This window comes from Bradyrhizobium sp. I1.14.4 (assembly GCF_050435825.1).
Classification (GTDB): Bacteria; Pseudomonadota; Alphaproteobacteria; order Rhizobiales; family Xanthobacteraceae; genus Bradyrhizobium.
On the sequence record NZ_JBNDLA010000008.1, the window covers coordinates 294,713 to 320,228 of the forward strand.

The 25,516-nt window shown below is 64.9% G+C and carries 27 protein-coding genes; 9 read left to right on the forward strand and 18 right to left on the reverse strand.

Annotation, left to right across the window (positions count from 1 at the left end; translation table 11 throughout):
- Nucleotides 1-161: 161 nt before the first annotated feature.
- Nucleotides 162-581, forward strand: a complete 420-nt coding sequence (locus ABIB78_RS19230; RefSeq protein WP_429027349.1) for a hypothetical protein — start codon at nucleotides 162-164, stop codon at nucleotides 579-581.
- A 159-nt stretch (nucleotides 582-740) separates the two neighbouring features.
- Here ABIB78_RS19230 and ABIB78_RS19235 read toward each other — a convergent pair whose 3' ends face one another.
- Both ABIB78_RS19235 and ABIB78_RS19240 read right to left on the reverse strand, forming a co-directional pair.
- Nucleotides 741-1,289, reverse strand: a complete 549-nt coding sequence (locus ABIB78_RS19235; protein WP_429027351.1) for a hypothetical protein — start codon at nucleotides 1,287-1,289, stop codon at nucleotides 741-743.
- 217 nt (nucleotides 1,290-1,506) lie between these two features.
- Complete coding sequence (locus ABIB78_RS19240) at nucleotides 1,507-2,136, reverse strand: hypothetical protein (protein ID WP_429027352.1); 630 nt, start codon at nucleotides 2,134-2,136, stop codon at nucleotides 1,507-1,509.
- A gap of 267 nt (nucleotides 2,137-2,403) precedes the next feature.
- Here ABIB78_RS19240 and ABIB78_RS19245 point away from each other — a divergent pair, with 267 nt between their 5' ends.
- The gene (locus ABIB78_RS19245; RefSeq protein ID WP_429027426.1) at nucleotides 2,404-2,787 is read left to right on the forward strand and encodes a VOC family protein; all 384 of its coding nucleotides are present in this window, start codon (nucleotides 2,404-2,406) and stop codon (nucleotides 2,785-2,787) included.
- 16 nt (nucleotides 2,788-2,803) lie between these two features.
- On the opposite strand, the gene ABIB78_RS19250 is transcribed toward ABIB78_RS19245, so the two are convergent.
- Nucleotides 2,804-3,154 (reverse strand): hypothetical protein, encoded by a 351-nt coding sequence (locus tag ABIB78_RS19250; protein WP_429027354.1) that lies wholly within the window; start codon nucleotides 3,152-3,154, stop codon nucleotides 2,804-2,806.
- A 316-nt stretch (nucleotides 3,155-3,470) separates the two neighbouring features.
- On the opposite strand from ABIB78_RS19250, the gene ABIB78_RS19255 reads away from it, so the two are divergent.
- Nucleotides 3,471-3,821 carry a GrlR family regulatory protein gene (locus ABIB78_RS19255; protein ID WP_429027355.1) on the forward strand — a complete coding sequence of 117 codons (351 nt, stop codon included), beginning with the start codon at nucleotides 3,471-3,473 and terminating at the stop codon, nucleotides 3,819-3,821.
- Nucleotides 3,822-3,866: 45 nt separating this feature from the next.
- A complete protein-coding gene (locus tag ABIB78_RS19260) occupies nucleotides 3,867-4,184 on the forward strand; it encodes a PAS domain-containing protein (protein ID WP_429027358.1) in 318 nt (105 codons plus the stop codon).
- Nucleotides 4,185-4,218: 34 nt separating this feature from the next.
- On the opposite strand, the gene ABIB78_RS19265 is transcribed toward ABIB78_RS19260, so the two are convergent.
- The 10 genes from ABIB78_RS19265 to ABIB78_RS19310 all read right to left on the reverse strand — a co-directional run bounded on the left by ABIB78_RS19265 (nucleotide 4,219) and on the right by ABIB78_RS19310 (nucleotide 18,617).
- Nucleotides 4,219-6,900 carry a PAS domain S-box protein gene (locus tag ABIB78_RS19265; RefSeq protein WP_429027360.1) on the reverse strand — a complete coding sequence of 894 codons (2,682 nt, stop codon included), beginning with the start codon at nucleotides 6,898-6,900 and terminating at the stop codon, nucleotides 4,219-4,221.
- A gap of 143 nt (nucleotides 6,901-7,043) precedes the next feature.
- The gene (locus tag ABIB78_RS19270) at nucleotides 7,044-8,015 is read right to left on the reverse strand and encodes a Bug family tripartite tricarboxylate transporter substrate binding protein (protein ID WP_429027361.1); all 972 of its coding nucleotides are present in this window, start codon (nucleotides 8,013-8,015) and stop codon (nucleotides 7,044-7,046) included.
- Between the two features lie 137 nt (nucleotides 8,016-8,152).
- On the reverse strand, nucleotides 8,153-9,064 hold the full coding sequence (locus ABIB78_RS19275; RefSeq protein ID WP_429027363.1) for a DMT family transporter: 912 nt from the start codon (nucleotides 9,062-9,064) through the stop codon (nucleotides 8,153-8,155).
- Nucleotides 9,065-9,248: 184 nt separating this feature from the next.
- Nucleotides 9,249-10,049, reverse strand: coding sequence for an NUDIX hydrolase (locus ABIB78_RS19280; RefSeq protein WP_429027365.1), 801 nt, complete (start codon nucleotides 10,047-10,049; stop codon nucleotides 9,249-9,251).
- A complete protein-coding gene (locus ABIB78_RS19285; protein WP_429027367.1) occupies nucleotides 10,049-11,008 on the reverse strand; it encodes a dihydrodipicolinate synthase family protein in 960 nt (319 codons plus the stop codon). The genes ABIB78_RS19280 and ABIB78_RS19285 overlap by 1 nt, the downstream gene beginning before the upstream one ends.
- 155 nt (nucleotides 11,009-11,163) lie before the next feature.
- The gene (locus ABIB78_RS19290) at nucleotides 11,164-12,042 is read right to left on the reverse strand and encodes an SDR family oxidoreductase (RefSeq protein ID WP_429027369.1); all 879 of its coding nucleotides are present in this window, start codon (nucleotides 12,040-12,042) and stop codon (nucleotides 11,164-11,166) included.
- Between the two features lie 190 nt (nucleotides 12,043-12,232).
- Nucleotides 12,233-13,093, reverse strand: coding sequence for a MaoC/PaaZ C-terminal domain-containing protein (locus ABIB78_RS19295; RefSeq protein ID WP_429027371.1), 861 nt, complete (start codon nucleotides 13,091-13,093; stop codon nucleotides 12,233-12,235).
- Nucleotides 13,094-13,297: 204 nt separating this feature from the next.
- Nucleotides 13,298-13,687, reverse strand: coding sequence for a Zn-ribbon domain-containing OB-fold protein (locus tag ABIB78_RS19300; RefSeq protein ID WP_429027374.1), 390 nt, complete (start codon nucleotides 13,685-13,687; stop codon nucleotides 13,298-13,300).
- Complete coding sequence (locus ABIB78_RS19305) at nucleotides 13,687-14,844, reverse strand: thiolase domain-containing protein (protein ID WP_429027376.1); 1,158 nt, start codon at nucleotides 14,842-14,844, stop codon at nucleotides 13,687-13,689. The genes ABIB78_RS19300 and ABIB78_RS19305 overlap by 1 nt, the downstream gene beginning before the upstream one ends.
- A gap of 278 nt (nucleotides 14,845-15,122) precedes the next feature.
- Nucleotides 15,123-18,617: an indolepyruvate ferredoxin oxidoreductase family protein gene (locus ABIB78_RS19310; RefSeq protein WP_429027378.1), complete on the reverse strand. Its 3,495-nt coding sequence runs from the start codon at nucleotides 18,615-18,617 to the stop codon at nucleotides 15,123-15,125.
- Between the two features lie 234 nt (nucleotides 18,618-18,851).
- Here ABIB78_RS19310 and ABIB78_RS19315 point away from each other — a divergent pair, with 234 nt between their 5' ends.
- Nucleotides 18,852-20,078 (forward strand): cytochrome c, encoded by a 1,227-nt coding sequence (locus ABIB78_RS19315; RefSeq protein WP_429027380.1) that lies wholly within the window; start codon nucleotides 18,852-18,854, stop codon nucleotides 20,076-20,078.
- A gap of 4 nt (nucleotides 20,079-20,082) precedes the next feature.
- On the opposite strand, the gene ABIB78_RS19320 is transcribed toward ABIB78_RS19315, so the two are convergent.
- The gene (locus tag ABIB78_RS19320; RefSeq protein WP_429027383.1) at nucleotides 20,083-20,724 is read right to left on the reverse strand and encodes a trimeric intracellular cation channel family protein; all 642 of its coding nucleotides are present in this window, start codon (nucleotides 20,722-20,724) and stop codon (nucleotides 20,083-20,085) included.
- A gap of 145 nt (nucleotides 20,725-20,869) precedes the next feature.
- Here ABIB78_RS19320 and ABIB78_RS19325 point away from each other — a divergent pair, with 145 nt between their 5' ends.
- Complete coding sequence (locus ABIB78_RS19325) at nucleotides 20,870-21,298, forward strand: hypothetical protein (RefSeq protein WP_429027385.1); 429 nt, start codon at nucleotides 20,870-20,872, stop codon at nucleotides 21,296-21,298.
- Between the two features lie 64 nt (nucleotides 21,299-21,362).
- Here ABIB78_RS19325 and ABIB78_RS19330 read toward each other — a convergent pair whose 3' ends face one another.
- The 3 genes from ABIB78_RS19330 to ABIB78_RS19340 form a co-directional block, all read right to left on the reverse strand.
- Complete coding sequence (locus ABIB78_RS19330) at nucleotides 21,363-22,181, reverse strand: isocitrate lyase/PEP mutase family protein (RefSeq protein WP_429027387.1); 819 nt, start codon at nucleotides 22,179-22,181, stop codon at nucleotides 21,363-21,365.
- Nucleotides 22,182-22,331: 150 nt separating this feature from the next.
- The gene (locus ABIB78_RS19335) at nucleotides 22,332-22,682 is read right to left on the reverse strand and encodes an antibiotic biosynthesis monooxygenase family protein (RefSeq protein ID WP_429027390.1); all 351 of its coding nucleotides are present in this window, start codon (nucleotides 22,680-22,682) and stop codon (nucleotides 22,332-22,334) included.
- Nucleotides 22,683-22,713: 31 nt separating this feature from the next.
- Nucleotides 22,714-23,022, reverse strand: coding sequence for an NIPSNAP family protein (locus ABIB78_RS19340; RefSeq protein ID WP_429027392.1), 309 nt, complete (start codon nucleotides 23,020-23,022; stop codon nucleotides 22,714-22,716).
- 130 nt (nucleotides 23,023-23,152) lie between these two features.
- Between ABIB78_RS19340 and ABIB78_RS19345 the strand changes: the two genes are divergently transcribed.
- Nucleotides 23,153-23,848 (forward strand): ArsR/SmtB family transcription factor, encoded by a 696-nt coding sequence (locus tag ABIB78_RS19345; protein ID WP_429027395.1) that lies wholly within the window; start codon nucleotides 23,153-23,155, stop codon nucleotides 23,846-23,848.
- Between the two features lie 321 nt (nucleotides 23,849-24,169).
- Nucleotides 24,170-24,436, forward strand: coding sequence for a GCG_CRPN prefix-to-repeats domain-containing protein (locus tag ABIB78_RS19350; protein WP_194460875.1), 267 nt, complete (start codon nucleotides 24,170-24,172; stop codon nucleotides 24,434-24,436).
- Nucleotides 24,437-24,505: 69 nt separating this feature from the next.
- Here the strand turns inward: ABIB78_RS19350 and ABIB78_RS19355 are convergent, their stop codons facing one another.
- The gene (locus ABIB78_RS19355; RefSeq protein ID WP_429027397.1) at nucleotides 24,506-24,799 is read right to left on the reverse strand and encodes a twin-arginine translocation signal domain-containing protein; all 294 of its coding nucleotides are present in this window, start codon (nucleotides 24,797-24,799) and stop codon (nucleotides 24,506-24,508) included.
- Between the two features lie 253 nt (nucleotides 24,800-25,052).
- On the opposite strand from ABIB78_RS19355, the gene ABIB78_RS19360 reads away from it, so the two are divergent.
- Entirely contained in the window at nucleotides 25,053-25,400 is a 348-nt protein-coding gene (locus tag ABIB78_RS19360; protein ID WP_429027399.1) for a cupin domain-containing protein, read from the forward strand.
- Nucleotides 25,401-25,516: the final 116 nt, after the last annotated feature.

The following is a 25,516-nucleotide window of genomic DNA, read 5'->3' on the forward strand; positions in this document are numbered from 1 at the left end:
GGCGACGAATTGCCCTTGGTTTTGCCGGTGGATCGGTGCCGGGCGGCCATCTCTGGGGGTAGGATTCGGACAAGACTTGCGATAAGCCTCGGCACTTGCCGGACTTTTCCGATCCCCGGCGCCATCCTTCCGGTCATCACGCCATTTCGGACATTTTCGACATGAGACATATCATCCTCGCGCTGGCGCTCTTGTGCCCGGCTGCCGCGCTCGCCCAAGGCACCACTCCAGCCACCACTCCTCCACCCCCCGCCGCCGACAAGCCGCCGGCGGCCTCGCAGCCGATGGTCGGCGACAAGCCGCTGGTCCAGGTCGGCAAGAAGTCGGCGGCCAAGAAGGGCGAGAAGCCGCCGGCGCCGGGCAAGCCGCAATCGGTCGCCCAGAAGCTCCAGGCCTGCCAGGACATCGACGACGCCACCAAGGAGCGGCTGATCTGCTACGACGAGATCTTCAAGCCGCAGCCCAAGCCGAAGGCCGCTCCTGCCAAGGGCGTCAGCGAATGCCGGTTCGTGAAGGAAGAGGACGAGCGGCTGACCTGCTACAACGGCTTCGCCGACAAGATTCCGCGCCTGCCGCGCTAACGCATTTTCGGTTCTGGTTCGATCCGAACCGAAGCTCCAGATTCTTGTTTTGACGCGCTTGCTTCACGCATCCAGCGACCCGCCTGGCATCGCGGACATGAAAATGCCGCCGCAAGCGTTTGCGGCGGTATATCGATTGCCGACTGCGGCGGCCCCTTCTTACCAGGTGCCGAAGCCGCCGAAGAAGCCCATGCGCGGCTGCTGCTGCGCGACGCGATAGGGCTGATACATGCCGGGCTGTGCCAGCCGCATCGGCTGCTGGGGATGGACGTGGTAGCGCGCGACCTTGCGCTTCTTCGGCGCCTGCGGCTGGGCCGCCGGCTGCTCGGACGGTTTCGCCTCGGCCACGACCGCGCCCTTGTGCGCGTCAGCCTTTTCCGGCGGAATGAACTGGGCGAACGTATTGCGGACGCGGGCCTGCGCCGACGCGGCGCGGTCGGCCGGCGGAACCACAGCGGCAACGGCGTTCACCTGGGACGGAACGATGGTCGGCAGGTTGGTGTCGTACACCACCCGCTCCGGCAGTTTCTGGGTCGACTTGATACGCACCATGGTCTTGCCGACGTCGGGGGTCTTGCCGACGTCGGGCGACGACAGGCTCTGGTTCTGGCCGGTGACCACGCCCTCCTGCGGCACGATGGCGTTGACGACGAAGAGCAGCGCAAGCAGCACGCCACCAACGAATAGGAAATAACGCGCTACTGGCATTTCGGTGGCTCCCCCCGCGCGCAGCGGGCGCGGTTCATTTCTGCGCGATGACATCAGCCATCGCGCAGCGAATTCATCGTCTGCGCATGATCACCCGGATAGTCGCCATCCGCGCTCCCGGGTCGTTCACTAACGGTCGGCTTATTAGTTAGTTCCTGCCCGGTCGTTACGGTTCACCCGGCAAGTCAATTCCCGGTCACTTTTTCGGGATGAGGGTTTAGAGGCGGCTGGCCGTCACGACCGAACATTTCGCCTTGTCTGCGTTAACGTTTACGAACCCGATCAACATCCGCGAGTAGGTCTTGCGGCTCTTCATGGCAATGGTGTCCGGGATCAGCCGCTTGCGCTCGGTCAGGGGGCTGCCGTCACTGCGGATGAAGGCACAGGCGATCTCGATGTCCTTCACCGCGAAATCATTGGCATTGCGCAGCGTCATGGTGACCAGCACTTTTGACCCCAGCCCGCCGCGCCGCCACGATTGCGAGGCGATCCGCAGCTTGTCGACGGGCAACAACCGTTCGGAGCCTGGCTCCGAGGGCTTGGCCTCCTCTTCGGCCGGCGGGGCGGCCGCCACCCCGACCGTGGCCGGCTCATCGGCGGGTGCGGCCGCCACGTCCTTTGTAGGCTCGGCAGGTTGCGCACCGGTCGCGGCATTCTGCGCGGTGCGGACGACGGCGGAAGACACCGGCCAGACATCCTGGTCTCCAGCGTCGCTCGGCTCAGGGAGCATGAACCATGCGCCGATCCCCGCGAGCGCGATCAACGGCAGCAGCAGGCTGGCGTAGAGGCCGCCCTCACCGAGACGTCCGGCGGCCATCCTCCGAAACGACGCCAAGCCGATCCGCATCGTCGTGCCCTCACCTTGGCAGCTTGATCAGGCCGCCACACACCAAGGAAGCCACAGGCGCTACACCGTGCGGCTTCCGGGACGGCCGCAGGTCGAGCGGCCACGCAAGAACAATCGCTGACGGCCTGAATGGTTTCATTCCGGGACGACAATCTTGCGGCAGGCAGCATGGAGGGATGGCATCACGGCTGGCCGCTCGCTAAATTCGCGCCGCCCGAGAGCGAGTGCCGCGCATCCATGCGGCGCGAGAACAACAAGGAGATCGCAATGCCTGTCGTCACCTGGGACCACGTCCATCTGCGCAGTCCCGATCCCGACGCCACCGCGACCTGGCTGCGCGACATTCTCGGCGGCGAGATCATCCGTGGGCCCGGCCGCATCGACGTCCAACTCGGCGGCGCCAAGGTGTTCATCGCTGAGGTGACGCAGGGCGACGGCGTCAATGCGCCGCCGGTGACGCCCTATCAAGGGCTCGATCATTTCGGGCTGACGGTGAAGGACATCGACGCGGTCGCGGCCGAGCTCAAGGCCAAGGGCGTCGAATTCACCAAGGAGCCGACCACGATCCGCCCCGGCGTACGGATCTGCTTTATCCGCGGCCCGCAGGGCATCTCGATCGAATTGCTCGAGCGCGACAAGAAGTACGCGTGAACGACGGTCCGCAGCGCTATGTCATGCTGCCCGGCATAAAGCAGCGGATCGTCACGCCCATGTAGCTCTTGATCGGCCAGACCATGGCGCGGCCGGCCCGGTTGGGCTCGGTGACCACGGCTTCATCGGGGACGTCGATCCACGTCCCATCGAGGCGCACGCGATAGTGCCCGTCCTTGGATTCCCAATCGACGTCGCTGACCGCGCTGCCGTCGGCATCCGAGCAGCACGGCCCCTTGCCGCTGCGCAGGCTGTCGAACCATTCCTTGAGCGGCGAATTGGCGTAGCGGCCGTCGGGATCGCGTGCCTGTGCGATTGGCATGCCCGCGGCCAACACCAACGTCATCAATCCGAGAGACGCGATCATATGGCCCGCACGACGGGCCGAAGTTCCACTTGAATTGCGAGGGCGCGCCCAACGGCCGCCGGATTCAATCCAGTCAGACATATGTTTGCTCCAGCACTCACCAGCCAGTGCAACCAGAGCCATGCATTTCGCGGGCCACTTTGATTCGCGCGTTTGGCCCACTGTCATCGCGCCGTCACACTAGCTGGCGGAAACCGAGGGTCCGCGCCAACTTCAGACAACTCTGAACAACCTGCCGCGTTGCGCTCGGTTGCTCGCTTTGGCATAAAAACCTGACCGGCTTGCCGTGGGCGCGGCGGCCGGCAAACGGGACGTCATGAAGAACGGGCTTTACTCAATTCACGTCACCCTGCTGGACGGTCGCGCCGGCAAGGGCAGCGGCGTCATTCTTTTCCGCGACGGCCAGATTCTGGGCGGCGACGCCTATCTATACTACACTGGCAGCTACACGGTGAAGGGTGACGCGTTCAAGGGCGAGGTCCTTGTGCAACGCCACACCACGCCGCGCGACACCGACAACCCGCTGTTCGGCGGGCCCGCGCCGGTCGGCATCGGCGTCTCCGGCACCTTCACCGATACCCGCGGCACCATGAGTGGGACCGCGCTGGTCGGCAAGGCAAGCCTGATCTTCGGCGCAACCCTGCACAAGCTCGCGGACATCAATTAGCGCGCTGGACAACAACAGGCGAAGTACACTCTGAGGCAACACGAAATGACGGCAGTCGTCAGGGTCGATCGAGACGGGATCATCAGCCATTGGAACAGCGCCGCCGAGCATCTCTTTGGATTCACTCAGCCTGAGGCCATCGGAAGCTCGCTGGAATTAATCATCCCGCAGCCGTCTCATGCTTGCCATCGAGATGGCTTCGCGAGGTATGTCGCGTCGGGAACTAAGACACTGCCGGACACGGTCACCGCGGTCGGCCGACACAAGAACGGTCAACCCGTCAAGTTTCGGATTTCCACCACGGCAATGCGAGACGATCGGAGAGCGATCGTTGGAGTGGAAGGCCTGATGCTCGCTGATTGAAGCGACGCCACTGCTTCGTCAGACGCGCAATTTGCTATTCCGCGGCCTGCTCCAACGGCGCGACGCGCGGCAGGATCATCTGGATGCGCGTGCCGTTGCCCGGCGCAGAATCGAGCGAGAGCCGTCCGCCGAGACGCGTGGTGACGATGCTGTAGACAATGTGCAGCCCGAGCCCGGTGCCGCCCTGATCGCGCCGCGTCGTGAAGAACGGATCGAAGGCACGGCGGCGCACGTCTAGGCTCATGCCGCAGCCATTGTCGGCGAAGATCACCTCGACATTGTCGCCGCCGGCTGGGTGAACCCGGATATCGACCTCGCCGGCCTTGCCGTCCGGGAACGCATGCGCGACCGCGTTGAGGAACAGGTTGGTCAGGACCTGGCCATACGGTCCCGGATACGAGTTCATCATCAAGTTCGGCTCGCAATCGACGTTGAGCGTCAGGTTGTGCTTGCGCAGGCCGGGCCGCAAACTCATCACCACCTGCTCGGTGAGATCGCCGAGATCGAAGGTACGTTGGTCCGAATAATTGCGGTCGGCGGCGACCTGCTTGAACGACTGGATCAGCTCGGCGGCGCGGTTGAGATTGGCGACGAGCTGCGACGACGCGTCCCGCGCCGTATTCAGGAAATCGTTGAGGCTGGAGCGCCGCAGGTCGCCGCGCTCGACCTGGGTCGCGAAATTCGCGGTCTTGCGCTCCAGCGCGGACGCCACCGTCAGGCTGATGCCGACGGGATTGTTGACCTCATGGGCGACGCCGGCCACCAGGCGGCCGAGCGCGGCGAGCTTCTCGGCCTCGATCAGCGAGTTTTGGGTTTCCCGCAGATTGCGCAGTGCAGCCTCGGCGGAATCCCTCGCCTTGCGCATCTCCTGCTCGGAGCGCTTGCGGTCGCCGATATCGAGCGCCACCGTGACGATGTTCTCGATCTCGCCTTGCGCGTCGAGGATCGGCAGCTTGTTGACCAGCCATTGCCGCATGTTGCCGGCGGCGTCCTTGTACTCTTCTTCATAGAAGCCAAGTTCGCGCCGCGCTGAAAGCACGCGCTTGTCGTTCTCATCGGTCTTGGCTGCGCCATACCGCAACATCAGCTCGGCGGTGGTCTGGCCGATCGCGTCCTGCGGCTCGATGCCGAAGATTCCGGCCATGTAGCGGTTCATCAGCACGTAGCGCAGGTTGCGTTCCTTGACGTTGATGACGGCAGGCACCGTGTCGATGACCATCTGCAACATCCGGCGGCCTTCGGCGATCGCATCTTCCGCGCGCTTCTGGTCGGTGATGTCGCGCACCGTGCCCTCATAGCGGATCACCTCGCCTTCGTCGTTGCGCACGACGGTCGCGGAATCGGACAGCCACAGCACGGTGCCGTCGCGCGAGCGCACCTGATACTCGTAGTCGCGCACCGTGCCATCGCGCTGCATCAGCTGCTGGTATTGCTCCCGCGCAGCCGGATCGACATAGACGGTGGAGGCGATGTCATCGATGCCCTTGATCAGGTCCTGCGGCGTGGCATAGCCCATCATCCGCGCCAGCGCCGGATTGGCGTTGAGCAGCGCGCCGCCCGGCGTCGTGACGTAGATGCCTTCCACCGACGCCTCGAACAGCTTGTGGTAACTCTCCTCGGCAAGCCGCTGCTCGGCCAGCGCGCGCAATGCCGCCTCGCGCGCGCTGTCGGCGTCGACCAGGGTCTGGCGGAACACTTCGGCGGCGCGTGCGATATCGCCGATCTCGTTGTCGAGATCGGCGCCGGGGATGAACGCGCTCTTCTCGCCGCCCGCGACCTTGCGGATCGAGCCGGCGATCCTGGCGAGCGGGCGGACGGTGCGGCGAACCACCAGCACCGAGGCGAACAGGCCGATCAGAACACCCGCCGTACCGAGCACGATGCTCTGCCACTTTGCTTCGGCCAGCGTCCGCGCAAAATCGCGCGACAGCACATGGCCGCGACGCGAGCTGAGCTCGCGCAACAGCTCGGTGACCTTCTGGATCAGGCGGCCTTCGGCGCCGAGCACCTCGCGGTCGATGTCGGCGATCTGGCCCTCGCGCACCGAAATCGCGGTGATCGCCTTGGCATAATCATCGACGGCGTTGCGCAGGGTCGGATCGGCGATGGTCATCGCCCGCATGCTTTGCGCCGCCTGCTCGGCGGCGGACGTGTTGTGCGCCAAGAGCGCGGTGGCAACGCGGCTCTGGATCTGCGACAGTGTGTTGGCGAGCGCCGCATCATTGCTGTCGGCGACCGCCTTGTCGAAGGCGTCGCGCAACGGCGGCAGCCCGGCGACAATCTCGGCGCGGCGGCTGAGCAACGCCGAGATGCGCTCGATCCCGCCGCGATAGGTGGCCAGCCGCTGCGTGACGCCGTCGATCATGTCCTGCTGCTCGGGCGCCAGCTCGATCCGGGTCTTTTTCAGGATCTCGCTCAGCGACTGGGCCGCCTGCGCGACCTGGGCCGACTGGTTGCCGGGCTCGGTGACGAAGTCCCGCGCCGCCAGCCGCAGATCGTTGGTGCGACGGTCGATATCCTCGGCGATGTCGCCGACGCTTTGCAGCCGTTGCAGCTCGGCAAAGGTCGTATCGATGTGGCGGATCGCGATCACGCTGGCCGTGGATGTGATGATGATCACAGCCAGCACCAGCAGGAAGCTGCCGAACGTAAGCTGGCCAATCGAGAGGGAGAACGCACGCGGCGCTTGCGAATTCGGCGGCAATTCAGCGGTCATGTCATCAAGGCCGGGGTCCAATGCGCCCCAATATACGGGAAATTACGGGCTTTGGGGAAACATGCTGAAGGACCGGGCCGGCGGTGTGACCGGTGTCACCCTGGCAACCGCCGGTGGCCGATTCCGGCACAAGGCCGCGGGATTCAGTCCGGCGGGATGCCGGCCTCCTTGACCAGCCTGGCCCAGAGCGCAACGTCCGCCTTGATGATATCGGCGAAGTGCCCGAGCGGCGCGCTCCTGGCGTCGCAGCCGGCGACATCCAGCTTCTTCCGCACCTCCGCGGAGGCCAGCGCCGTTTCCAGCGCCGTGCTGATGCGCTCGATCACCGGCTGCGGCGTGCCGGCGGGCAGCACGAAGCCGAACCACGGCGTCACCTGCGCCTCCGCAAAGCCCTGCTCGGCCATGGTCGGCACGTCGGGGAAATACTTCGAGCGGCCGTCGCTGATCGCGGCGATGATCCTGATGCTGCCGGACTGCACCTGCGCCAACGCCTGGTTGGCCGACAGGAAGCTCGAGGTGATCAGGCCGCTCGCAATATCGGGCACCATCTGCGGATAGCCGCGGTAGCCGATCGCCGTGACGTCGATCCCGGCGAGGCGCTTGAACAGCTCGAAGCCGAGATGGCCGGTCGACCCCTTGCCGGGATGGCTGTAGTTCAGCGTGCCCGGCTTGGCCTTGGCGAGCGCGACATAGTCGGCGACCGTCTTCACCGGCAACGACGTCGGCACGATGAAGAAGTTCGGGGCGAGACAGATCTGCCCGACCGGCACGAAGTCCTTGACCGGATCCCAGCGCAGCTGCGTGTTCAGCGCCGGGCTTGCAGTGAAGAAGGTCGTCACCAGCAGCCACGTGTAGCCGTCGGGGGCGGCACGGGCGACCTCCTCGGCCGCGATCGATCCGTTGGCGCCGGACTTGGCCTCGACGACGATCGTGCCCTTCCACCGCTCCTGCATGTCCTGCGCGATGATGCGCGCGAACACGTCGGCGACACTGCCCGGCGCATAGGGAATGACGATGCGGATCGGCCGGCTCGGGAAGTCCTGCGCGCACACCACGTCGGCCATCGCCAGCAACGCCACGCACACACCCGCAATGAGGCTGATCCGCCGCGGCATCGTCCTGTTCCCGCCCTGTGATCTCGTTGCCGACAGGATGCCGGGCTTGCCCGGCGGCAGCAAGGCGCCGGTTTCGGCAGGCGAAACTTCGGGCGGTTGCGGTCTTCGGCGCTGGGATTGTCATCGCGGCGATGACCTCAGGCCGTAGAGATCCTTCGGGCCGGAATCGTCATCGCGGCGACGCCGATCACGACACCGGCGAGGCCGATCCACGCCGTCGGGCTCAGCCGTTCGCCAAGGAAGGTCACGCTGAGCGCAACCCCGATCGGCACCCGCAAGTAAGCCTGCGCGGTGGTGCCGACCGAACCGAGGGTCTGGATCAGGCGGAAGTAGATCACGAACGCGATCGCGGTCGAGAACACGGCCAGTGCCAGCAATGCGAGCAGCGAGCTGGTCGACGGCGACAGCGTCCAGGGCCGTTCGACGGCGAGGCTGAGCGGAATCAGGATCGCGGCGCCCGCGATCAGCGAACCGGCGGCCGGCGCCATCGGATCGAGCCCCTTGAAGCCGCGGCTGAAGATCGCGGCGCAGGCGTAGCAGATCGTGGCGGCCACGATCGCGACCTCGGCCACGATCCCCTCCCCGAGATCGCGGAACGCGTCGACGCCGACGATCAGGCAGATGCCGGCCATGCCAGCGATCACCCCGAACAGCTTTCGCGGGCTCGCGGCCTCATGTCGGGTGATCGCGGCGGCAAACAGGAAGGTGAAGATCGGCGAGGCCGAATTGAGGATGGTGGCGAGCCCGGCATCGACGAAGCGCTCACCCCAGGCGATCAGCGTCCACGGGATCACGCTGTTGAGGCCGGCCTGGAAGATGAAGCGGCGCCAGGTCGCGCCATCCGTCGGCATCGTCACGCCGCGCATGCGCATGATGACAAGCAGCAGCAGCCCTGCGATCGCAGTGCGCGCCGCGATCAGCGTGATCGGCGGGATGGTCGCGACGCCAAGCTTGATGAAGGTGTAGGAGCCGCCCCAGAGGGCGGCGAGCGCGAGCAGCAGAGCCAGCTCAAAGCCAATGTTCGGCTGGTGCGGCGTCGTGGCGGTCATGGCAGGGATTCCGTCTCGATGATTGAGACGAAACTACATCGCCGGAAGTGATGATATTTCGATATAGGCCGAAATATGGAGGGGCGATTCTCTTTCCCATCGTCGTCCCGGCCTTCGCCGGGACGACATCGAGTGTGTTGCGCCGCCGTGCGTCATGCCCTCTCGATCTCTTAGGATGGCGGAACTACCCCATCGCCCCGACTTCGAACACCTCGCCGTCGTAGCCCGCTTCCTTGGGGATGCGGAGCTGGCGGCCGGTGGCGGTCTTGGTCATCACAGGCATCACGGCCACGATCGACTTGCCCTTGCTGTCGGCGAGCGCGGCACCGACATTCGGCTGCTTGCCGAGCCTGATCAGGTTGCGCGTGGTCGGGAACGGCAGCTTGAAGCGGCCGGTTTCGCCGCCTTCCAGTGCCTCGCGCGTCGACACCCAGATCGAGTCGGTCGATTCCTTGCCATCGTGGGCGCCGAGTTGCTCGGGCGGCGCCGCGGCCAGGAAGAACCAGGTGTCAAAGCGCTTCGGCATGCCCTCCGGCGTGATCCAGTGCGCATAGGGCACGAGCTCGTCGAGCGCCAGCACCATGCCGTTGTCGGTGAGCACCTTGTGGAAGGTGATCTTGCCTTCGTTCAAGGCCGCGCGGTGTGCGGTCGCGATCTCGTTCGCACGCTTGGCGTCGACCAGATCCGTCGCCCCCTGCGACCGTGCCAGCAGGATGCCGCTCTCCTCGAAGGTCTCGCGGATCGCCGCGATGCGGAAGCCGAGCGCGTCGCCGTCGAGCGCTTGCGCGCCCGAATAGAGCGCGGGATTGGCCGCGATCTCCTTGTCGTTCTTGTCGACGCTGCCGCCCGGAAACACCAGCGCACCCGAGTTGAACTCGATCTGGTGATGGCGGACCATCATGAAGACTTCAATCTCACCCGATGATGTGCCGTCACGCAGCAACAGCACGGTCGACGCAAGGCGCGGGGCAACGATCTCGGTCATCACTGGCCTGCTGCGCTGGATTGCGGTTGCAGATTGGCGCGGCGGTCGACGCGCGCGACGCGGGAGAGCAGATAGTCGACCTCCACCCTCGCCTGCGGCGTGATCACCGCCCCTGGCTTGCGCTGCGCGCTGGAGGAGATGATGCCGCGCTTCTGCAGCACGTATTTGCGCACGGTGAGGCCGACGCCCGGCTGTTGCTCGTAGCGGATCAGCGGCAAATGCGCGTCGAACAGATCATGAGCGGCATCGCGCTTGCCGGCCTTGGACAGCTTGACAACGTCGATCAGGAGCTCGGGGAACGCATAGCCCGTCATCGCGCCGTCGGCGCCGCGCTCCATCTCGAAATCGAGGAACAAGCCGCCATTGCCGACCAGGATCGACAGCGGCCGCAGCGAGCCGTCCTTCTGGAAGTTGCGCAGCGTCGAAATCTTCTCCAGGCCCGGCCAGTCCTCGTGCTTGAGCATCACGCAGGACGGCGAATCCATCACGATCTTGCGGATCACGGCGGGCGTGAACACCACCGTCAGCGTCAGCGGATAGTCCTGCAGCACCCAGGGAATATCGTCGCCGATCGCTTCCTGCGCCTGCTTGAAATAGCCAATGATCTGGTCGTCGGTGCGCAGATGCGGCGGCGGCGCGATCATGACGCCGGCGGCGCCCGCGTCCATCGACTTCTTCGCCAGCGAGCGCATCGTCGCAAAGCCCGGCGCCGAGACGCCGACGATCACCTGCAGCTTTTTAGCTCGCTTGACGAAGCGCAGCGCGACCTGCTCCGCCTCTGCGGCATCGAGCTTCGGCGCCTCGCCCAGAATGCCCAGCACCGTGACGCCGTCGCAGCCGACCTCGGTGTAGAAATCGGTCAGCCGATCGATCGATGCCTCGTCGATGCGGCCGTCGTCGTGGAACGGGGTCGGCGCGATCGCAAAGGTTCCTGCGGCCTGGGCGGTGAGTTTTGTCATGGGCGGGTCTATCCTCTCGTCCGTCATTCCGGGGCGATACGTCAGCATCGGACCTCAGGTGCGCAATCGCGCACCGGGGATTCTCGAAGTTCCACAATGCGCAATTGCGCATTGGGATTCGATGCTGCGCATCGCCCCGGAACGACGTTTATCATCTAAAACCGCCGCGCGCCCATCTTGATCTGCTCCTCGGAGAAGAAGATCTCCTTGGCGTGGGTGGCGATGTCCTCGGCCTTCCACCCGGTAAATGGCGGCTTCCAGCCCTGCATTTCCATCATCCGCATCTCGCGGACGCCGCGCGGGCCCGAGACGCCGAGAACCTTGCCGGTCTGGTCGCCCGACAAGTCGCTGACCATGTAGAGCACGGCCGGTGCGATGCCGTCCGGTCCGAGCGCCGCACCGGGATTCTCCTTGTAGCGCGGCAGGTCCGCGGTCATGCGGGTCAGCGCGCCGGGCGCCAGGGTCCAGATCCGGATGTTGTACTTGCGGCCCTCGATCGCCAGCACGTTGGAGAGGCCCCAGATGCCGCCCTTGGCGGCGCCGTAATTGGTCTGGCCGAAATTGCCGATCAGGCCCGAGGTCGAGGAGGTGTTGACGATGACGCCGCCGCCATTGTCGCGCATCCATTTGAACACCGGCTGGGTGCAGCAGAAGGTGCCCTTCAGATGCACCTTGATCACCCTGTCCCAGTTGGCTTCCTTGGCCTTGTGGAAGGTCTCGTCGAGCAGGATGCCGGCGTTGTTGACCAGGATGTCGGCGCGGCCGAAATGCTTGATGGCATCATCGAATACCGACTGGCCGCCGGCCAAGGTCGAGATGTCGGCGCCGTTGGCGACCGCACGGCCGCCTTCCGCCTTGATCGCGTCGACCACCTTGTCGGCCATCGACTTGTCCGAGCCCGAGCCATCGCGCGGGCCGCCGAGATCGTTGACCACCACCGCCGCGCCCTCGCGCGCAAACAGCTTTGCGTAGGCTTCGCCAAGTCCGCCGCCGGCGCCTGTGATCAGCGCCACCTTGCCGTCGAGTAATCCCATGGTCGTTTCTCCGTTGTTGTTCTTTCTTGTTCACCTCGCCCCGCTTGCGGGGAGAGGTGCGGATCGCATCGCCAGATGCGATCCGGGTGAGGAGGTACAGGTCTCACCACTGTCGCAGTTCGCGGTGAGAGCCCCTCACCCCAACCCTCTCCCGCAAGAGCGGGGCGAGGGAGCGCACCGCCCTCGCCGCTTACGCCAGCACCGTCTTGCCGCTCTTGATCACGGTGACGCCGCGCGATTTCACCTTGGCCTCGAACGACACCACATTGCCGTCCTTCCACAGCTCCATGGTCACGGTCTCGCCGGGAAACACCGGCGAGGAGAACCGCGCCACGTGCTGCTTGAAGGCGGACGGATCGTAGTCGGCATAGGTCTGCAGCACGCCGCGGCACGTGATGCCGTAGGTGCACATGCCGTGCAGGATCGGCCGCGGGAAGCCGGCCTTCCTGGCGAACTCGGGATCGGAGTGCAGCGGATTGCGGTCACCACAGAGCCGGTAGACCAGCGCCTGGTCGGGCCGCGTCGTGATGTCGACGATCTTGTCGGGTGCGCGCTCCGGCACCTTGTGCGGCTCGGGCTGGCCGTCGGACGGTCCGCCGAAACCGCCATCGCCGCGGGCGAAGCGCGAGGCGACCAGGGTGGCGAGCTTATCGCCCTTTTCGTCCTTCAGCACGGTCTGGTGGCGGATCACCGCGCCCTTGTCCTTGCCCTTGTCGAACACGTCGAGCACGGTCGAGTCGGCCGTGATGTGGGCTGCGGTCGCGAACGGCTTGTGGAAGGTGATGTCGCGCTCGCCGTCGACCACCATCACGCGGTTCAGGTTCATCTCGCCGGGACCGGCGCCCCAGGCCGCGACCGACGCGAAGGTCGGCACCACCCTGAGCGGGCGCGGCGTCAGCACGCCCTCGTTGACGAAGGCGAGCTCCTTCTCGTCCATCGGATCGGCGCCGAGGCCGATGCCATAGGCATAGAGCATCACGTCGCGATCGGTGTAGCTGTATTTCTGGCCGAGATTCTTCAGGGCCATCAGCTGTTCGTACACGATTGGCATTGTTGTTTTCTCCCCGAACTGTTCTTTCTTCGGCGCTGCCCGTCATTGTGCCCTCTCCCCTTGCGGGAGAGGGCTGCACCGGTCGCGCAACAAGCTCACTTGGGAGAGGGGTTGCCTCCGCGGAAAGACTCTATTCGTGGAGAGACACCCCTCTTCCGGCAGCCTTCGGCTGCCACCTTCCCCCGCAAGGGGGAAAGATACTTCTTACGCCGGCGTGAAGAACGGCAGCGGGGCGCCGTCGGTCGGCTTCCACACCACCTTGACCTTCTGGCCGATCTTCACCTGCTCCAGATCGCAATCGACGATGTTGGTCTGCAGCGACGGACCTTCCTTCAGCGTCACATAGGCGATCGCATAGGGGCCGGTCGGCGATTTGCGCATCAGGCTGTAGGTGTAGACCGTGGCCTCGCCGCTCGACTCCTCCCACACCGTCTTGTCGGAGAAGCAGAACGGGCAGATCGCGCGCGGGAAGTAATGCGCCTCGCCGCAGGTGGTGCAGCGTTTGATCATGAACTTGCCCGCCTTCGCCGCTTCCCAGAACTGGGCTGTCTCCGGATTGGTCACCGGGGCATTGTACTTCTTCGCTTCAGACATCACGCACGCTCCAGAATGCAGGTTGAGGCGGCGTGGCGAACGCCGAGCAGACCGCCGGTGCCGTGGGCAATCGCGAGATCGCAGTTCTTCACCTGCACCTTCGGATGCGCCTCGCCGCGCAACTGGCGCACCGCCTCGAGGATTTTCGTCATGCCGCCGCGATTGACAGGATGGTTGCTGCACAGGCCGCCGCCATCGGTATTGAACGGCAGCTTGCCGACGCCCGAGATCAGATTGCCGTCGGCGACGAACTTGCCACCCTCGCCCTTCTTGCAGAAGCCGAGATCCTCGAGCTGCATCAGCACGGTGATGGTGAAGCTGTCATAGATCGAGGCGTATTTGATATCCTTCGGCGTCACGCCCGCCTCCTCGAAGGCGCGCGGGCCGGACCACACGCCGGCCGAATAAGTCAGGTCAAGGTCCTTGCCGCCGCGCGGGCCCTTCGCCGCCTCGCCATGGCCGATCAGCCGCACCAGCGGCTTCTTCAGGCTCCTGGCGATCTCCGGCGTGGTGACGATCATCGCGCCGCCGCCGTCGGTGACGACGCAGCAATCCATCCGGTGCAGCGGATCGGAGATCATCGGCGAGTTCAGTACGTCCTCGACCGTGACGACCTCCTTCAGCATCGCATGCGGATTGTATTGCGCGTGATGCGAGGCCGCGACCTTGATCCAGGCGAGCTGCTCGGAGGTGGTGCCGTAGTCGTGCATATGGCGCATGGCACACATGCCGTAGGCATTATGCGTGGTAGCCCCGTAAGCGGATTCGAAATCTGCCTCGGCGCCGGATGCGCGCGGCGGCATCGGGCCGGTGCGCGGCTTGCCCGCCAGCGTGATCAGCGCGACCGAGCATTTGCCCGCGGCGATCGCCTCGGCGGCGTGGCCGAGATGGATCAGATAGGAACAGCCGCCGGTCTCGGTGGAGTCGATGTGACGCAGCTTCTTGGTGTTGAGGCCGAGATAGTCGACCATCGGCCACAGCCCGCCCGGCGCGTCGCCGGCGCAGAAATAGCCGTCAATGTCGTCCTTGGTAAGCCCGGCATCCTCGATCGCGCCCTTGGCGACCTCGGCGTGAAGCTGTGCTGTTGATTTATCGGGTGCGTGCCGGGTGGGATGTTCGTAGATCCCGGCAATGTAGGCCTTGCCCTTGATGGTCAAATCTTTCTCCGCTGGCGTTCCTGGCTCCAGCGTTTTTCTGAACCGACGGCGCGACCTTGGCAAGCGCGGAAATATTCCGTCAGGCGAGACTGCGGCGAGCGCGCAATGTGCGTGCCCCAAAAGAGATGTCGTCCCGGCAAAGGCCTGGACCTATAACCACCGATGTTCGTCTCTGCGCAACGCTGGGGCCACAGTTCGATCTAACAACACGACCCTGTGGTTATGGGTCCCGGGTCACGCTTCGCTTGCCCGGGACGACACTGAATATGTAGCTAGACTTACTCCGCCGCCAGTTGCCGCGGCGCGGGCGGCGGGTTGGCGAGGTCGGTGGCGAGTTGCGCGTAGCGAACTTTTGCCTCGCTGATCGCCTTCTCCTTCACCGGACCGTAGCCGCGGATGCGATCTGGCAGCGACAGCAATTCGACCGCGATGTCGTGATTGAGCGGCGAGAGAAGAGCCAGCACCGTCGCGACATCCTTCTCGTAGCCCGCAATCAGATCACGCTCGAGCTTGCGATCGGCGTTGTAGCCGAAGATGTCGAGCGGCGTGCCGCGCAGGAAGCGGAATCTCGCCAGCACCTTGAAGGCCGACATCATCCACGAACCGAAGGCACGCTTCTTCGGACGACCCTGCGCATCGAGCCCGCCGCCGAGGATCGGCGGCGCGAGATTGAAGCTGAACTTGAAGTCACCCTCGAACTGGTCGCGCAACTGCTTTTCGAAGCGGCCGTCGGTGAACAGCCGCGCCACCTCGTACTCGTCCTTGTAGGCGAGCAGCTTGGCGTAGTTGATCGCGACCGCGCGCGGCAGCGCCTCGCCATGGCCGCCCTTGGTGGAGGCCTCGCGGACCTGATCGACCAGCTTGCGGTAGCGTTTTGCCAGACGCGCGTTCTGATAGCCGGTCAGAAGCGTCATGCGATGGGTGATGATCTCGTCGAGCGACATCGCATCCAGCGACTTGACCGGCGCGACGTCGTCATCCTGCCCCTTCATCATCGCGGCGAGCCGTGTCGGATCGGCGGCGGCCAGACGCCCGAGCTGGAACGCCTGCGTGTTCATCTTGATCGAGACGCCGTTGACCTCGATCGCCTGCTGGATCGCCTCGGCCGACAGCGGCAGCAGCCCGCGCTGATAGGCAAAGCCCATCATCATGATGTTGGTGGCGATGCTGTCGCCGAGCAGCGCTTCAGCCGGCTTGGTGAAGTCGAAGAAGGCGGAGTCCTTGCGCAGCTCGGTCTCCAGCACGCTGTTGACCTTGCGGCTCTGGAAGTTGAAGTCGCGGTCGAGGATGAAGTCCGCGGTCGGGATGATGTGGCTGTTGATGATGCCGACGGTGCGGCTCGCATCGCACAGCGTGATGGTGTCCTTTGAGACCGCAACGACTTCGTCGGCCGCAAGGACGAGATCGGCCGTGCCGGTCACGATGCGCGAGCAGGTGACGTCGGCGGTGTGCTCGGAGAGCCGGACATGGCTGAGCACTGCGCCGCCCTTCTGCGCAAGGCCGGACATGTCGAGGATCATCGAGGCCTTGCCCTCGATATGCGCGGCCATGCCGAGCAGCGCGCCGATGGTCAGCACGCCGGTGCCGCCGACGCCGCCGACCGCGATGTTGTAGGGCCGGTCGAGTGCCGGCTTCGACGCCGGCTCCGGCAAGACGCCGATATCGCCGAGCTCGGTGGGCGCGCGACGCTTGAGGGTTCCGCCATCGACCGTGACGAAGGACGGGCAAAAACCCTTCACGCAGGAATAGTCCTTGTTGCAGGTCGACTGGTTGATGGTGCGCTTGCGCCCCAATTCCGTCTCCAGCGGCTCGACCGAGATGCAGTTCGACTGCACCGAGCAGTCGCCGCAGCCTTCGCAGACCGCAGGATTGATCAGCACGCGGCGCGCCGGATCCTCCATCAGGCCGCGCTTGCGGCGGCGTCGCTTTTCGGCGGCGCAGGTCTGTACGAACACGATCGCCGACGTGCCCTTGGTGTCGCGGCACATCTTCTGGACGTTTTCGAGCTCGTCGCGATGGAACAGCTTGACGCCGGGCGCGATGGTATCGGCCGGATAAGAACCCGGATTTTCCGAGACCAAATAGATTTCGCGGATGCCTTCGGCGTGGAGCTGGAAAGTGATCTGCTGCGGCGAGAGATCGCCGTCGTGGTGCTGGCCGCCGGTCATGGCGACGGCGTCGTTGTAAAGGATCTTGTAGGTGATGTTGGCTTTGGAGGCGATCGACTGGCGGATCGCGAGAATGCCGGAGTGGAAATAAGTCCCGTCGCCGAGATTGGCGAAGATGTGGTTCTCGTTGGTGAACGGCGCGATGCCGACCCACGGCACGCCCTCGCCGCCCATATGGGTGAAGGTCTCGGTCGATCGGTTCATCCACAGCGCCATGAAGTGGCAGCCGATGCCGCCGAGCGCCCGGCTGCCTTCCGGCACCTTGGTCGAGGTGTTGTGCGGGCAGCCCGAGCAGAAATACGGCGTGCGGCTGACGGGTGCCGTCGCCTGCATCTGCGACGACTGGCGGCCGTTGAACCAGTCGGCCTTGGCGCGCAGCATTTCGGCGATTTCAGGATTGAGATTAAGTCGAAGCAGCCGTTCGGTGAGCGAGCTCGCAAGCGAAGCCACGCTGAGCTCGGCGGCGAAGGTCAGGAAGCGCTTGTCGTGATCGTCCATCTTGCCGACGATGCGCGGACGCACGTCGTCGCGCCAGTTGAACAGCTCCTGCTTGACCTGGTTCTCGACGATCTCGCGGCGCTCCTCGACGATAAAGATTTCCTCGAGGCCGACCGCGAAGTTGCGGACGCCTTCCGGCTCCAGCGGCCAGGGCATGCCGATCTTGTAGAGGCGGATGCCGATCTTGGCGGCGATCTCCGGCGTGATGCCGAGCTCGCGCAGCGCCTGGCGGATGTCCTCGTAGCTCTTGCCGGAAGCCATGATGCCGTAGCGCGCGTTCGGCGAATCCATGGTGATGCGGTTGACCTTGTTGGCGCGGGCAAAGGCGATCGCGGCAAAGCCCTTGTAGTCCTGCAACCGGCGGTCCTGCTCGAAACGGTCGTCGGGCCAGCGGATGTTCAGCCCGCCCGGCGGCAGCTCGAAATCGGTCGGGATCACGAACGGCGTCATCTCGTCGGTGAGGTCGATCTCGGCCGTGGTCTCGACCGTCTCGGTGATCACCTTCATGCCGACCCAGCAGCCGGAGTAGCGCGACATCGCGATACCCAACAGGCCCATCTCGATCATTTCATGGATGCTGGAGGGGTAGAGGTAGGGCATCAGCGCGGAGATGAAAGCGTGATCGGACTGATGCGGGACGGTGGAGGATTTTGCGCCGTGGTCGTCGCCGGCAAGGCAGAGCACGCCGCCATGCCTGGCGGAGCCCGCGGCATTGCCATGGCGGAACACGTCGCCGCAGCGGTCGACGCCGGGGCCCTTACCGTACCAGATGCCGACCGCGCCATCATATTTGGCGCCGGGCGAGAGGGCGAGCTGCTGCGAGCCCCAGATCGCAGTCGCGGCCAGGTCCTCGTTCACGCCGGGCTGGAATTTGATGTTGTACTGCTCGAGATGCTTGCGGGCGGCGAACAGCTGCTGGTCGTAGCCGCCGAGGGGGGAACCGCGATAGCCGGAGATGAAGCCCGCCGTGTTGAGGCCTGCGGCGCGGTCGCGTCTGATCTGCGCCATGGGCAGGCGGACCAGCGCCTGGATCCCGGTCATGAAGACGTGGCCGGTGCCCTGGGTGTATTTCTGGTCGAGGCTGATAGGCCCTTGGTTGATTCCCATTTAGCCCTCTTTGCGCTGGTCGCGACGACTTGCTTTTAGCTGGTCATCCGAGCTTGTTAGAACCAGTCTATGTCGGATTTTTCGGCCCGCGCAGCACAATTCTGGGCGACAAGGCCCGTCGCTCGAAAATCGCAACTTCGTGCCGGGAATATTGCAGGGCCGTTTCGGTTTCTGTCGCAAGACAGGCCCGCGGCGAAATGGCGTAACGCGTCTTGTGGACCGGAAGGTGAATGGATGCTGCGACAACGTCGAGCGACCGATGCGATTCTGGTCCCCCTGCTGTTGTGCGGTGCGTTCGCGGCCCGCGAATGCGCCGCTGCCCCAACCGACGACGTTGTCACCCGCGGCAAGGCGCTCGCGATCGCCGGCGACTGCGCGAGCTGCCACACGGCCGACCCGGCAAAGCCCTTCGCCGGGGGCAAGCGAATCGACACGCCGTTCGGCGCGTTGTTCTCGCCGAACCTCACCCCTGACCGCGATGCCGGCATCGGCGGCTGGAGCGACGACGATTTCCTCCGCGCGCTGCGTAGCGGCGTCTCCCCGAGCGGTGCGCATTATTATCCCGCCTTCCCCTACCCCTATTTCACAAGACTGATCCGCGACGACATCCTGGCGATCCGCGCCTATCTCGCGACGCTTGCGCCGGTCAGCAACAAGGCGCCGCCGCCGGAGCTGCGCTGGCCGCTGAACTATCGCGTGCTGATGCGCGCCTGGAACGCCCTGTTCTTTGCGCCTGGCATCATCCAGCCGGACCAGAGCAAGGGCACTGAATGGAATCGCGGGCGCTATCTCGTCGAGGCCCTCGCCCACTGCGGCGCCTGCCATACGCCGAAGAACGCGTTCGGCGCCGACAGACGCGACCGGGCGTTCGGCGGCAACTTGGTGCAGGGCATGTTCGCACCGAGGCTCGATGGCGCCGAGCGCAGCGGGCTGAAGTCCTGGAGCGCCGGCGACATCGCTGAATATCTGCAGAGCGGCCGTAACGGGCACAGCCATGCTGGCCCATTGATGTCGGAGGTGGTGGTCAATTCGACCGCGAAGATGAGCGACACCGACGTGCACGCGATCGCGGTCTATCTGAAGAGCCTGCCCGCCGGCGCGCCGGAGCCGCAGGTCGCCCCTCCCTCGCCCGCGCAGATGAGCAACGGCGAGCACATCTATCGCGGCGCCTGCGTCGCCTGCCATGAGCTCGACGGCTCGGGCGCGCCGCGGATCTATCCGCCGCTGCCCGGCAACGCCAATCTGCAATCGGCCAATCCAGCGAGCACGCTGCGCGTCATTCTCGACGGCGCGCAGACCGTGACCACGCCGCGCGCGCCGAACGCGGGCTCGATGCCGGCCTATCCGAAGCTCAGCGACCAGGAGGTCGCCGACGTCGCGACCTACATCCGCAATGCCTGGGGCAATGCGGCACCGGCCGTGACGGCGGATGAGGTCGCGAAGGCGCGGACGGCGAAATAGCGGCTCACCGCTCCCCGCCGCTGAACACGAATTTCGGCATCTCCCATTTGTAGCGGATCGCGAGCAGTCGGAAGCTCAGGCCGAGTGCGAAGGTCAGCACGGTCCAGATCGGTGGGTTGAGGTTCAGCCCGAAGGCAGTCGCATAGAACAGTCCGGTCACTACGGAGACGCTGGCGTAGAGTTCGCTGCGAAACAGCAGCGGCACCTCGTTGCAGAGGATGTCGCGCAGCACGCCGCCGGCGCAGCCGGTGATCATGCCGGCGACGATCACGATCGGCAGCGAGGCGTCGACCTGCCAGGCCACGTCGCAGCCGGCCATCGTGAACACCACAAGTCCGATCGCATCCAGCACCAAGAATGCGAGGTTGAGCCGGTGCACCAGCCGCGCCAGCAGGATGGTGGCGAAGGCGCCAGCCGCGGCGATCGCAAGGTAGATCGGCTGCGCGATCCAGAGCAGCGGATAATGCCCGAGCAGCACGTCGCGGATGGTGCCGCCGCCGAGCGCGGTGATCGCACCGAGCATGCAGACGCCGGCCCAATCCATGCTGCGTCTGCCGGCCGCCAGCGCCGCCGTCATCGACTGCGCCGCAACGGCGATGAACGAGAGCACGTGCAGCACCGAATCGGTGGGCGGCATGGTCCACATTGAAAAGGCCTCATGGAACAGGTTTGGAACCTAAGGAATCGGCGGTTCCCGCATGAACAGGTTGCAACATTGGCGCGGAACATCCTCACGCGCCAGCTATTGTCCCCTACGATTAGCTTTGAGGTGCTAACGGAGGAACTTTGCTATGGCTTACAACCCTGACGATCCGTATCGCGCCAACCTGACCGAAGACGAAATGCGCCGTCAGGCGCGCTTCAACAGCCTGGACAACGAGCTGCAGCCCGATCCGGAACTCCGGGACGGACCGGCCAGCACCACCAAGATCGCCATGTTCGCAGTCGCGGTTGCCGTGGTGCTCGGCGCGCTGTTCTACGGGTTGAACAACACGTCGGTGCACGAGGCGGGCACGACGCCGTCGGCGCAGACCGCGCAGACGCAGCCGACCAATCCGGCCGGGGCCCCTCCGGGCATGCGGGACGTGACGCCGAAGCCGAACAGCCAACCCGGCATGACCACGGGGGCGGCGCCGGCCAACCCGTCGACCCCCCCGTCTGACATGAACAAGTCAGACATGAACAAGCCGGCCGCCCCGCCGGCCGAGAATTCGAAGTAACGACTGACGAACCTGACCAGGCGCGAGCACCGGGCCCCAGCGGCCCGGTGCTTTTTTGTGAGGTCTACTTGAACATCTTGTTGAGCTCGCCGCCGGGATAGCCATCGGCGAATTCGGTGAAGGTGCCCTTCTCGGCCATCTCCTTCGCCGCCTTCATGACGCCGGTCCAGGCCATCCGCGCCAGCGCGCCGCCGACGCTGATCCGGCGCACGCCGAGGTCGGCGACCGCTTGCAGCGTCAGCTCGGACGCACCGCCGATCAGGAGATTGACCGGCTTCGGCGCCACCGCCTTCACGACCGCCGAGATCTCCTCCCTTGTCTTGATACCGGGCGCATAGAGCACGTCGGCCCCGGCGTCCGAATAGGCCTGCAGCCGCTCGATCACCAGATTGAGGTCCTGCTTGCCCCACAGGAACGCCTCGCAGCGGCCGGTCAGCAGCACGCCGCTGTTGTCGGCATCGATTGCCTTGCGCGCCGCCCTGATGCGCTCGACCGCGAGCTTGTGCTCGAACAGCGGATTGGCTGCGTCTCCCGTGGAGTCCTCGATCGAGAGCCCTGCGACGCCTGTCTTGATACCGCGCGCGACATTGACCGCAACCTTCTCGGGCTCGATCGCGAAGCCGCCCTCATAGTCCGCATTGACGGGAATATCGACCGCCGCGCATACCGCGGTCAGGTGGTCGCAGACGTCGTCGACGGTGACGCGGTTGTCGGCCTTGGCGATGGTCCAGGCGAAGCCCGCGCTGGTCGACGCCAGCGCCTTGAAGCCGAGATGTTGCAGGGCGCGGGCGCTGCCGGCATCGAACGGGTTCGGAATGATAAAGCATCCGCTCTCGTGCAGCTTCTTGAAGGCGGCGCGTTTGTCAGCAGTTGGCAGTGGCATTGGACGCTCCCTAAAATCATTGGCCGCGCAGAGATAGGCACGCGCAATTCGCGCTGCTAGAGCTTTGGTTCTGATTAAACCAAAGCTCTGGATTCTCGTCTTGAGACGTTTTCTTCACGCGAACCGGTATCCACTTCGCTTGAAAACGCTTCAATGCGGCTCATGGACCGCGCGACTATCTTTCGGCGCCTGATCGCGTTCGTTCAGGCCGTAGTCACGGATCACGCTCGCAACGCGCAGCCGATAATTCTCGAAGATCCGCGCGCGGCCCTTGGCCTGTGTGCGGCGGTGCTCGATCGTGTTGCGCCAGGCTTCTACAGCGGTCTCGTCGCGGAAGAATGACAGCGACACGAACTTGCCCTTCTCGGTGATGCTCTCGAACCGCTCGACCGAGATGAAGCCGTCGATCTCCTGCAGGATCGGCTTCAGCTCGGCGGCAAGGTCGAAATAGAGCTGCCGGTGCTCCGGCTTCGGCCAGACTTCGAAGATCACGGCGATCATGGGTGCCTCCGCAAATTATGTTGTGGAGCCATTATAGCTCGACCTTGCGCAGAAAGGTTCGTTCCTCGGCGAGGATGAGACGGTTTTCTTCCGCGAAGTTGAAGTTCGCCATGCCCTCTTTGTCCTGGCGCAGCCGTGCGCGATAGGCCTCGTAGGCGGCAAGGTTTTCGAACGAGATCAGCGCGAAGGCGATGTTGTTGGTGCCTTCGTGCGGCATCCAGTAGCCGATGAGATCGCCGCCGCAGCGCGGGATGATCGAGAGCCAGTTCCTCGAATACTCCTCGAACATCGCGCGCTTGAACGGGTCGAGCTGGTAGCGGATGAAGACGGTGACGGTCATTTGGGCCTCCTTGTTCGCCGCGACTGCGAGCTCGCGACAAAATTGCAAAGCAACTTGCGCCGGAGCGACGATCCTACTTCACGCATACTACCCGCTTGCCCGACCTCGATGCTTCGGCTATCATCGAACTATGAAAGCAGGACCCGACATCTCCCGGATCGCCGCTCTGGTCGGCGATCCCGCACGCTGCAACATGCTGACCGCGCTGATGACCGGCCGAGCGCTGACCGCGAGCGAGCTCGCACAGGAGGCCGGCATCACGCCGCAGACGGCGAGCTCGCATCTCGCCAAGCTCGAGGCCGGCGGCCTGATCGAGCCAGAGAAGCAAGGGCGCCACCGCTACTATCGCCTCAGCGATCCCGACGTCGCCGATGTGCTCGAAGGACTGCAGGGGATCGCCGCCCGCGCCGGCCATATGCGCGTGCGCACCGGGCCGAAGGATCCGGCGCTGCGCCGCGCCCGCATCTGCTACGACCATCTCGCCGGCGATCTCGGCGTGCAGATGCTCGACAGCATGAAGCGGCAGAAGCTGGTCCGCCAGAGCAAGCAGGCGATCGAGCTGACCGGCGAAGGCAAGCGTTTCATGGCCGAAGAGCTGCAGATCGACGCCGATGCGCTGACGCATCCGCGCCGTCCGGTGTGCAAGGCCTGCCTCGACTGGAGCGAGCGGCGGCACCATCTCGCCGGCACGCTGGGCGCTGCCATGATGGGCCGCTTCACGGAATTGAAATGGGCCGCGCGCGACGCGACGCCCGGAAGCCGCGTGGTCAATTTCTCTCGACACGGCGAGAAGCGGTTCGCAGCGTTGTTCGGCGCAGGCGAGTAAAATCGCGGCTTCCAGTCAGCCCCGGCGCGGTCATTCGCGAACCCTCTTACTTGCCTCGCGCTCCGATACATTTTCGCGCCCTTCGCCACGGTGCGCTCCTCCCTGCTCGCCAGCGAAATATTTCGAATTGATGCTGCGCCTGCTTGCAGCGCCCTGACGCAGCTGCGACCTGCTGCGACCTGCAACATTCATGTCGCATTCAGGCCGCAACATTACGGTCGGCGACATCGGGCACGGCTTCTGCAATGATCCGGCCGGGCGAATCGGTAGACGAAAGTTTGTTGCGGTGCCGCAGCGCGGCCCAAATAAAAAGGAGAAGACATGAAGTATCTTTTTGCAGCAGCCGTTTTGGTGACGACCGCGTTCGCCGGCATCAGCGCCGCTGATGCTGCCGGCGGTTGCGGACCCGGCTGGCATCGCGGGCCCTATGGCGGCTGCGTCAGGAATCGCGGCGCCGTCGTCGTCGCTCCGGGCGCCGTTGTCGTGCGCCCGCCGGTCGTGGTCGAGCGCCCCGTCGTGGTGGCGCCGCGCGTTCGCGCCTGCCCTTACGGTTTTGCCTGGCGCTACGGCCGCTGCCGCCCGATCTGATCGCGGCTGATCCTTCAAAACAAAACCCCGCCTCGCGCGGGGTTTTTCTTTTTCGGCCCGGAGTTGTTATCACCAGCGGCGCCAGTGATGACGACGCCAATGGCGACGCCGCCAGCCCCAATGCCTGCGGTGCCAGTGCCGATGATGCCAGCCCCGGTGACCGTAATGCCAGCGCACCTGCTCGGGCTTCAGGTGGCCGACCTCGTCGCCCGTGGTGACGGCCGGATGCGCATCGGGGGCCACCGGCGACCGTGCATCCTGGTTGAGGGGAAGCGGCGCGAGCGGCGCCGCCTGGGCCGTCGCTGCGAACGTGGCGCCAGCGGCGACACCGAAGGCCATCTTCAGAAAATCCCGGCGTTCCATGAGAGTTTCCTTTTGTTGCTGAGTTGGACCAACTGCGTTGCTGAGTTGGACCAACTGCGTCAGCCAGTTTTTTCGCAGCGACCTGAACGCTCGCTGAACCGCGCGTTCACGTTTCAGGAAATTCGACGCGTCGCGGCTGCCCTACGCTCCTGCGTACGCTGCTGCATTCTGGCCGTCATGCCAATTCCGCCGATGTCTCACGGGAGGGAACAGGACTAGCATCGCACCACAAGAACATCTCCGGGAGGCCGCCGTGAAGCCAGGACAACCGATCAAGGATGCCAGCCACCTCTACGAAGTCGAGCGCCGCGCCCAGCACGCCGCCCGCCCTGGCTTCCGCATCATGGAGCTGCAACTCTCGCCGACCCAGAAGGTGACGTGGCACACCCACAGCAACATCTCCGACACGTTCTATGTGCTGGAAGGCCAGATGCGGCTGTTCCTGCAGGAGCCGAAGCAGGAAGTGAACCTGAAGCCAGGCGAGGTCTACGCCGTCAGGCCAACCCGGCCTCACCTCGTTACCAACGCCGGCACGACGTCGCTGACTTTTTTGATCCTGCAAGGCGTCGGCGAATACGACTACGTTCCGCTGGCGCAGTGAGGGTGCGCGCTTTCTCCGCTCGTCGTCCCTGCGAAAGCAGGGACCCATATGTGGACGGCCCCCGTGGCACAAGAGCTTTTTGAGTAGATCGGATCGCTTGCATCCATATGTCCGGC

Coding starts and splice junctions, on each gene's coding strand:
- ABIB78_RS19300 (WP_429027374.1), bottom strand. CDS start 13,687: ATGTCTGAAGCGAAGAAGTACAATGCCCCGGTGACCAATCCGGAGACA.
- ABIB78_RS19315 (WP_429027380.1), top strand. CDS start 18,852: ATGCTGCGACAACGTCGAGCGACCGATGCGATTCTGGTCCCCCTGCTG.
- ABIB78_RS19310 (WP_429027378.1), bottom strand. CDS start 18,617: ATGGGAATCAACCAAGGGCCTATCAGCCTCGACCAGAAATACACCCAG.
- ABIB78_RS19240 (WP_429027352.1), bottom strand. CDS start 2,136: ATGCGGATCGGCTTGGCGTCGTTTCGGAGGATGGCCGCCGGACGTCTC.
- ABIB78_RS19245 (WP_429027426.1), top strand. CDS start 2,404: ATGCCTGTCGTCACCTGGGACCACGTCCATCTGCGCAGTCCCGATCCC.
- ABIB78_RS19235 (WP_429027351.1), bottom strand. CDS start 1,289: ATGCCAGTAGCGCGTTATTTCCTATTCGTTGGTGGCGTGCTGCTTGCG.
- ABIB78_RS19350 (WP_194460875.1), top strand. CDS start 24,170: ATGAAGTATCTTTTTGCAGCAGCCGTTTTGGTGACGACCGCGTTCGCC.
- ABIB78_RS19230 (WP_429027349.1), top strand. CDS start 162: ATGAGACATATCATCCTCGCGCTGGCGCTCTTGTGCCCGGCTGCCGCG.
- ABIB78_RS19320 (WP_429027383.1), bottom strand. CDS start 20,724: ATGTGGACCATGCCGCCCACCGATTCGGTGCTGCACGTGCTCTCGTTC.
- ABIB78_RS19275 (WP_429027363.1), bottom strand. CDS start 9,064: ATGACCGCCACGACGCCGCACCAGCCGAACATTGGCTTTGAGCTGGCT.
- ABIB78_RS19290 (WP_429027369.1), bottom strand. CDS start 12,042: ATGGGATTACTCGACGGCAAGGTGGCGCTGATCACAGGCGCCGGCGGC.
- ABIB78_RS19265 (WP_429027360.1), bottom strand. CDS start 6,900: ATGACCGCTGAATTGCCGCCGAATTCGCAAGCGCCGCGTGCGTTCTCC.
- ABIB78_RS19330 (WP_429027387.1), bottom strand. CDS start 22,181: ATGCCACTGCCAACTGCTGACAAACGCGCCGCCTTCAAGAAGCTGCAC.
- ABIB78_RS19295 (WP_429027371.1), bottom strand. CDS start 13,093: ATGCCAATCGTGTACGAACAGCTGATGGCCCTGAAGAATCTCGGCCAG.
- ABIB78_RS19250 (WP_429027354.1), bottom strand. CDS start 3,154: ATGATCGCGTCTCTCGGATTGATGACGTTGGTGTTGGCCGCGGGCATG.
- ABIB78_RS19280 (WP_429027365.1), bottom strand. CDS start 10,049: ATGACCGAGATCGTTGCCCCGCGCCTTGCGTCGACCGTGCTGTTGCTG.
- ABIB78_RS19325 (WP_429027385.1), top strand. CDS start 20,870: ATGGCTTACAACCCTGACGATCCGTATCGCGCCAACCTGACCGAAGAC.
- ABIB78_RS19355 (WP_429027397.1), bottom strand. CDS start 24,799: ATGGAACGCCGGGATTTTCTGAAGATGGCCTTCGGTGTCGCCGCTGGC.
- ABIB78_RS19285 (WP_429027367.1), bottom strand. CDS start 11,008: ATGACAAAACTCACCGCCCAGGCCGCAGGAACCTTTGCGATCGCGCCG.
- ABIB78_RS19335 (WP_429027390.1), bottom strand. CDS start 22,682: ATGATCGCCGTGATCTTCGAAGTCTGGCCGAAGCCGGAGCACCGGCAG.
- ABIB78_RS19345 (WP_429027395.1), top strand. CDS start 23,153: ATGAAAGCAGGACCCGACATCTCCCGGATCGCCGCTCTGGTCGGCGAT.
- ABIB78_RS19270 (WP_429027361.1), bottom strand. CDS start 8,015: ATGCCGCGGCGGATCAGCCTCATTGCGGGTGTGTGCGTGGCGTTGCTG.
- ABIB78_RS19255 (WP_429027355.1), top strand. CDS start 3,471: ATGAAGAACGGGCTTTACTCAATTCACGTCACCCTGCTGGACGGTCGC.
- ABIB78_RS19260 (WP_429027358.1), top strand. CDS start 3,867: ATGACGGCAGTCGTCAGGGTCGATCGAGACGGGATCATCAGCCATTGG.
- ABIB78_RS19340 (WP_429027392.1), bottom strand. CDS start 23,022: ATGACCGTCACCGTCTTCATCCGCTACCAGCTCGACCCGTTCAAGCGC.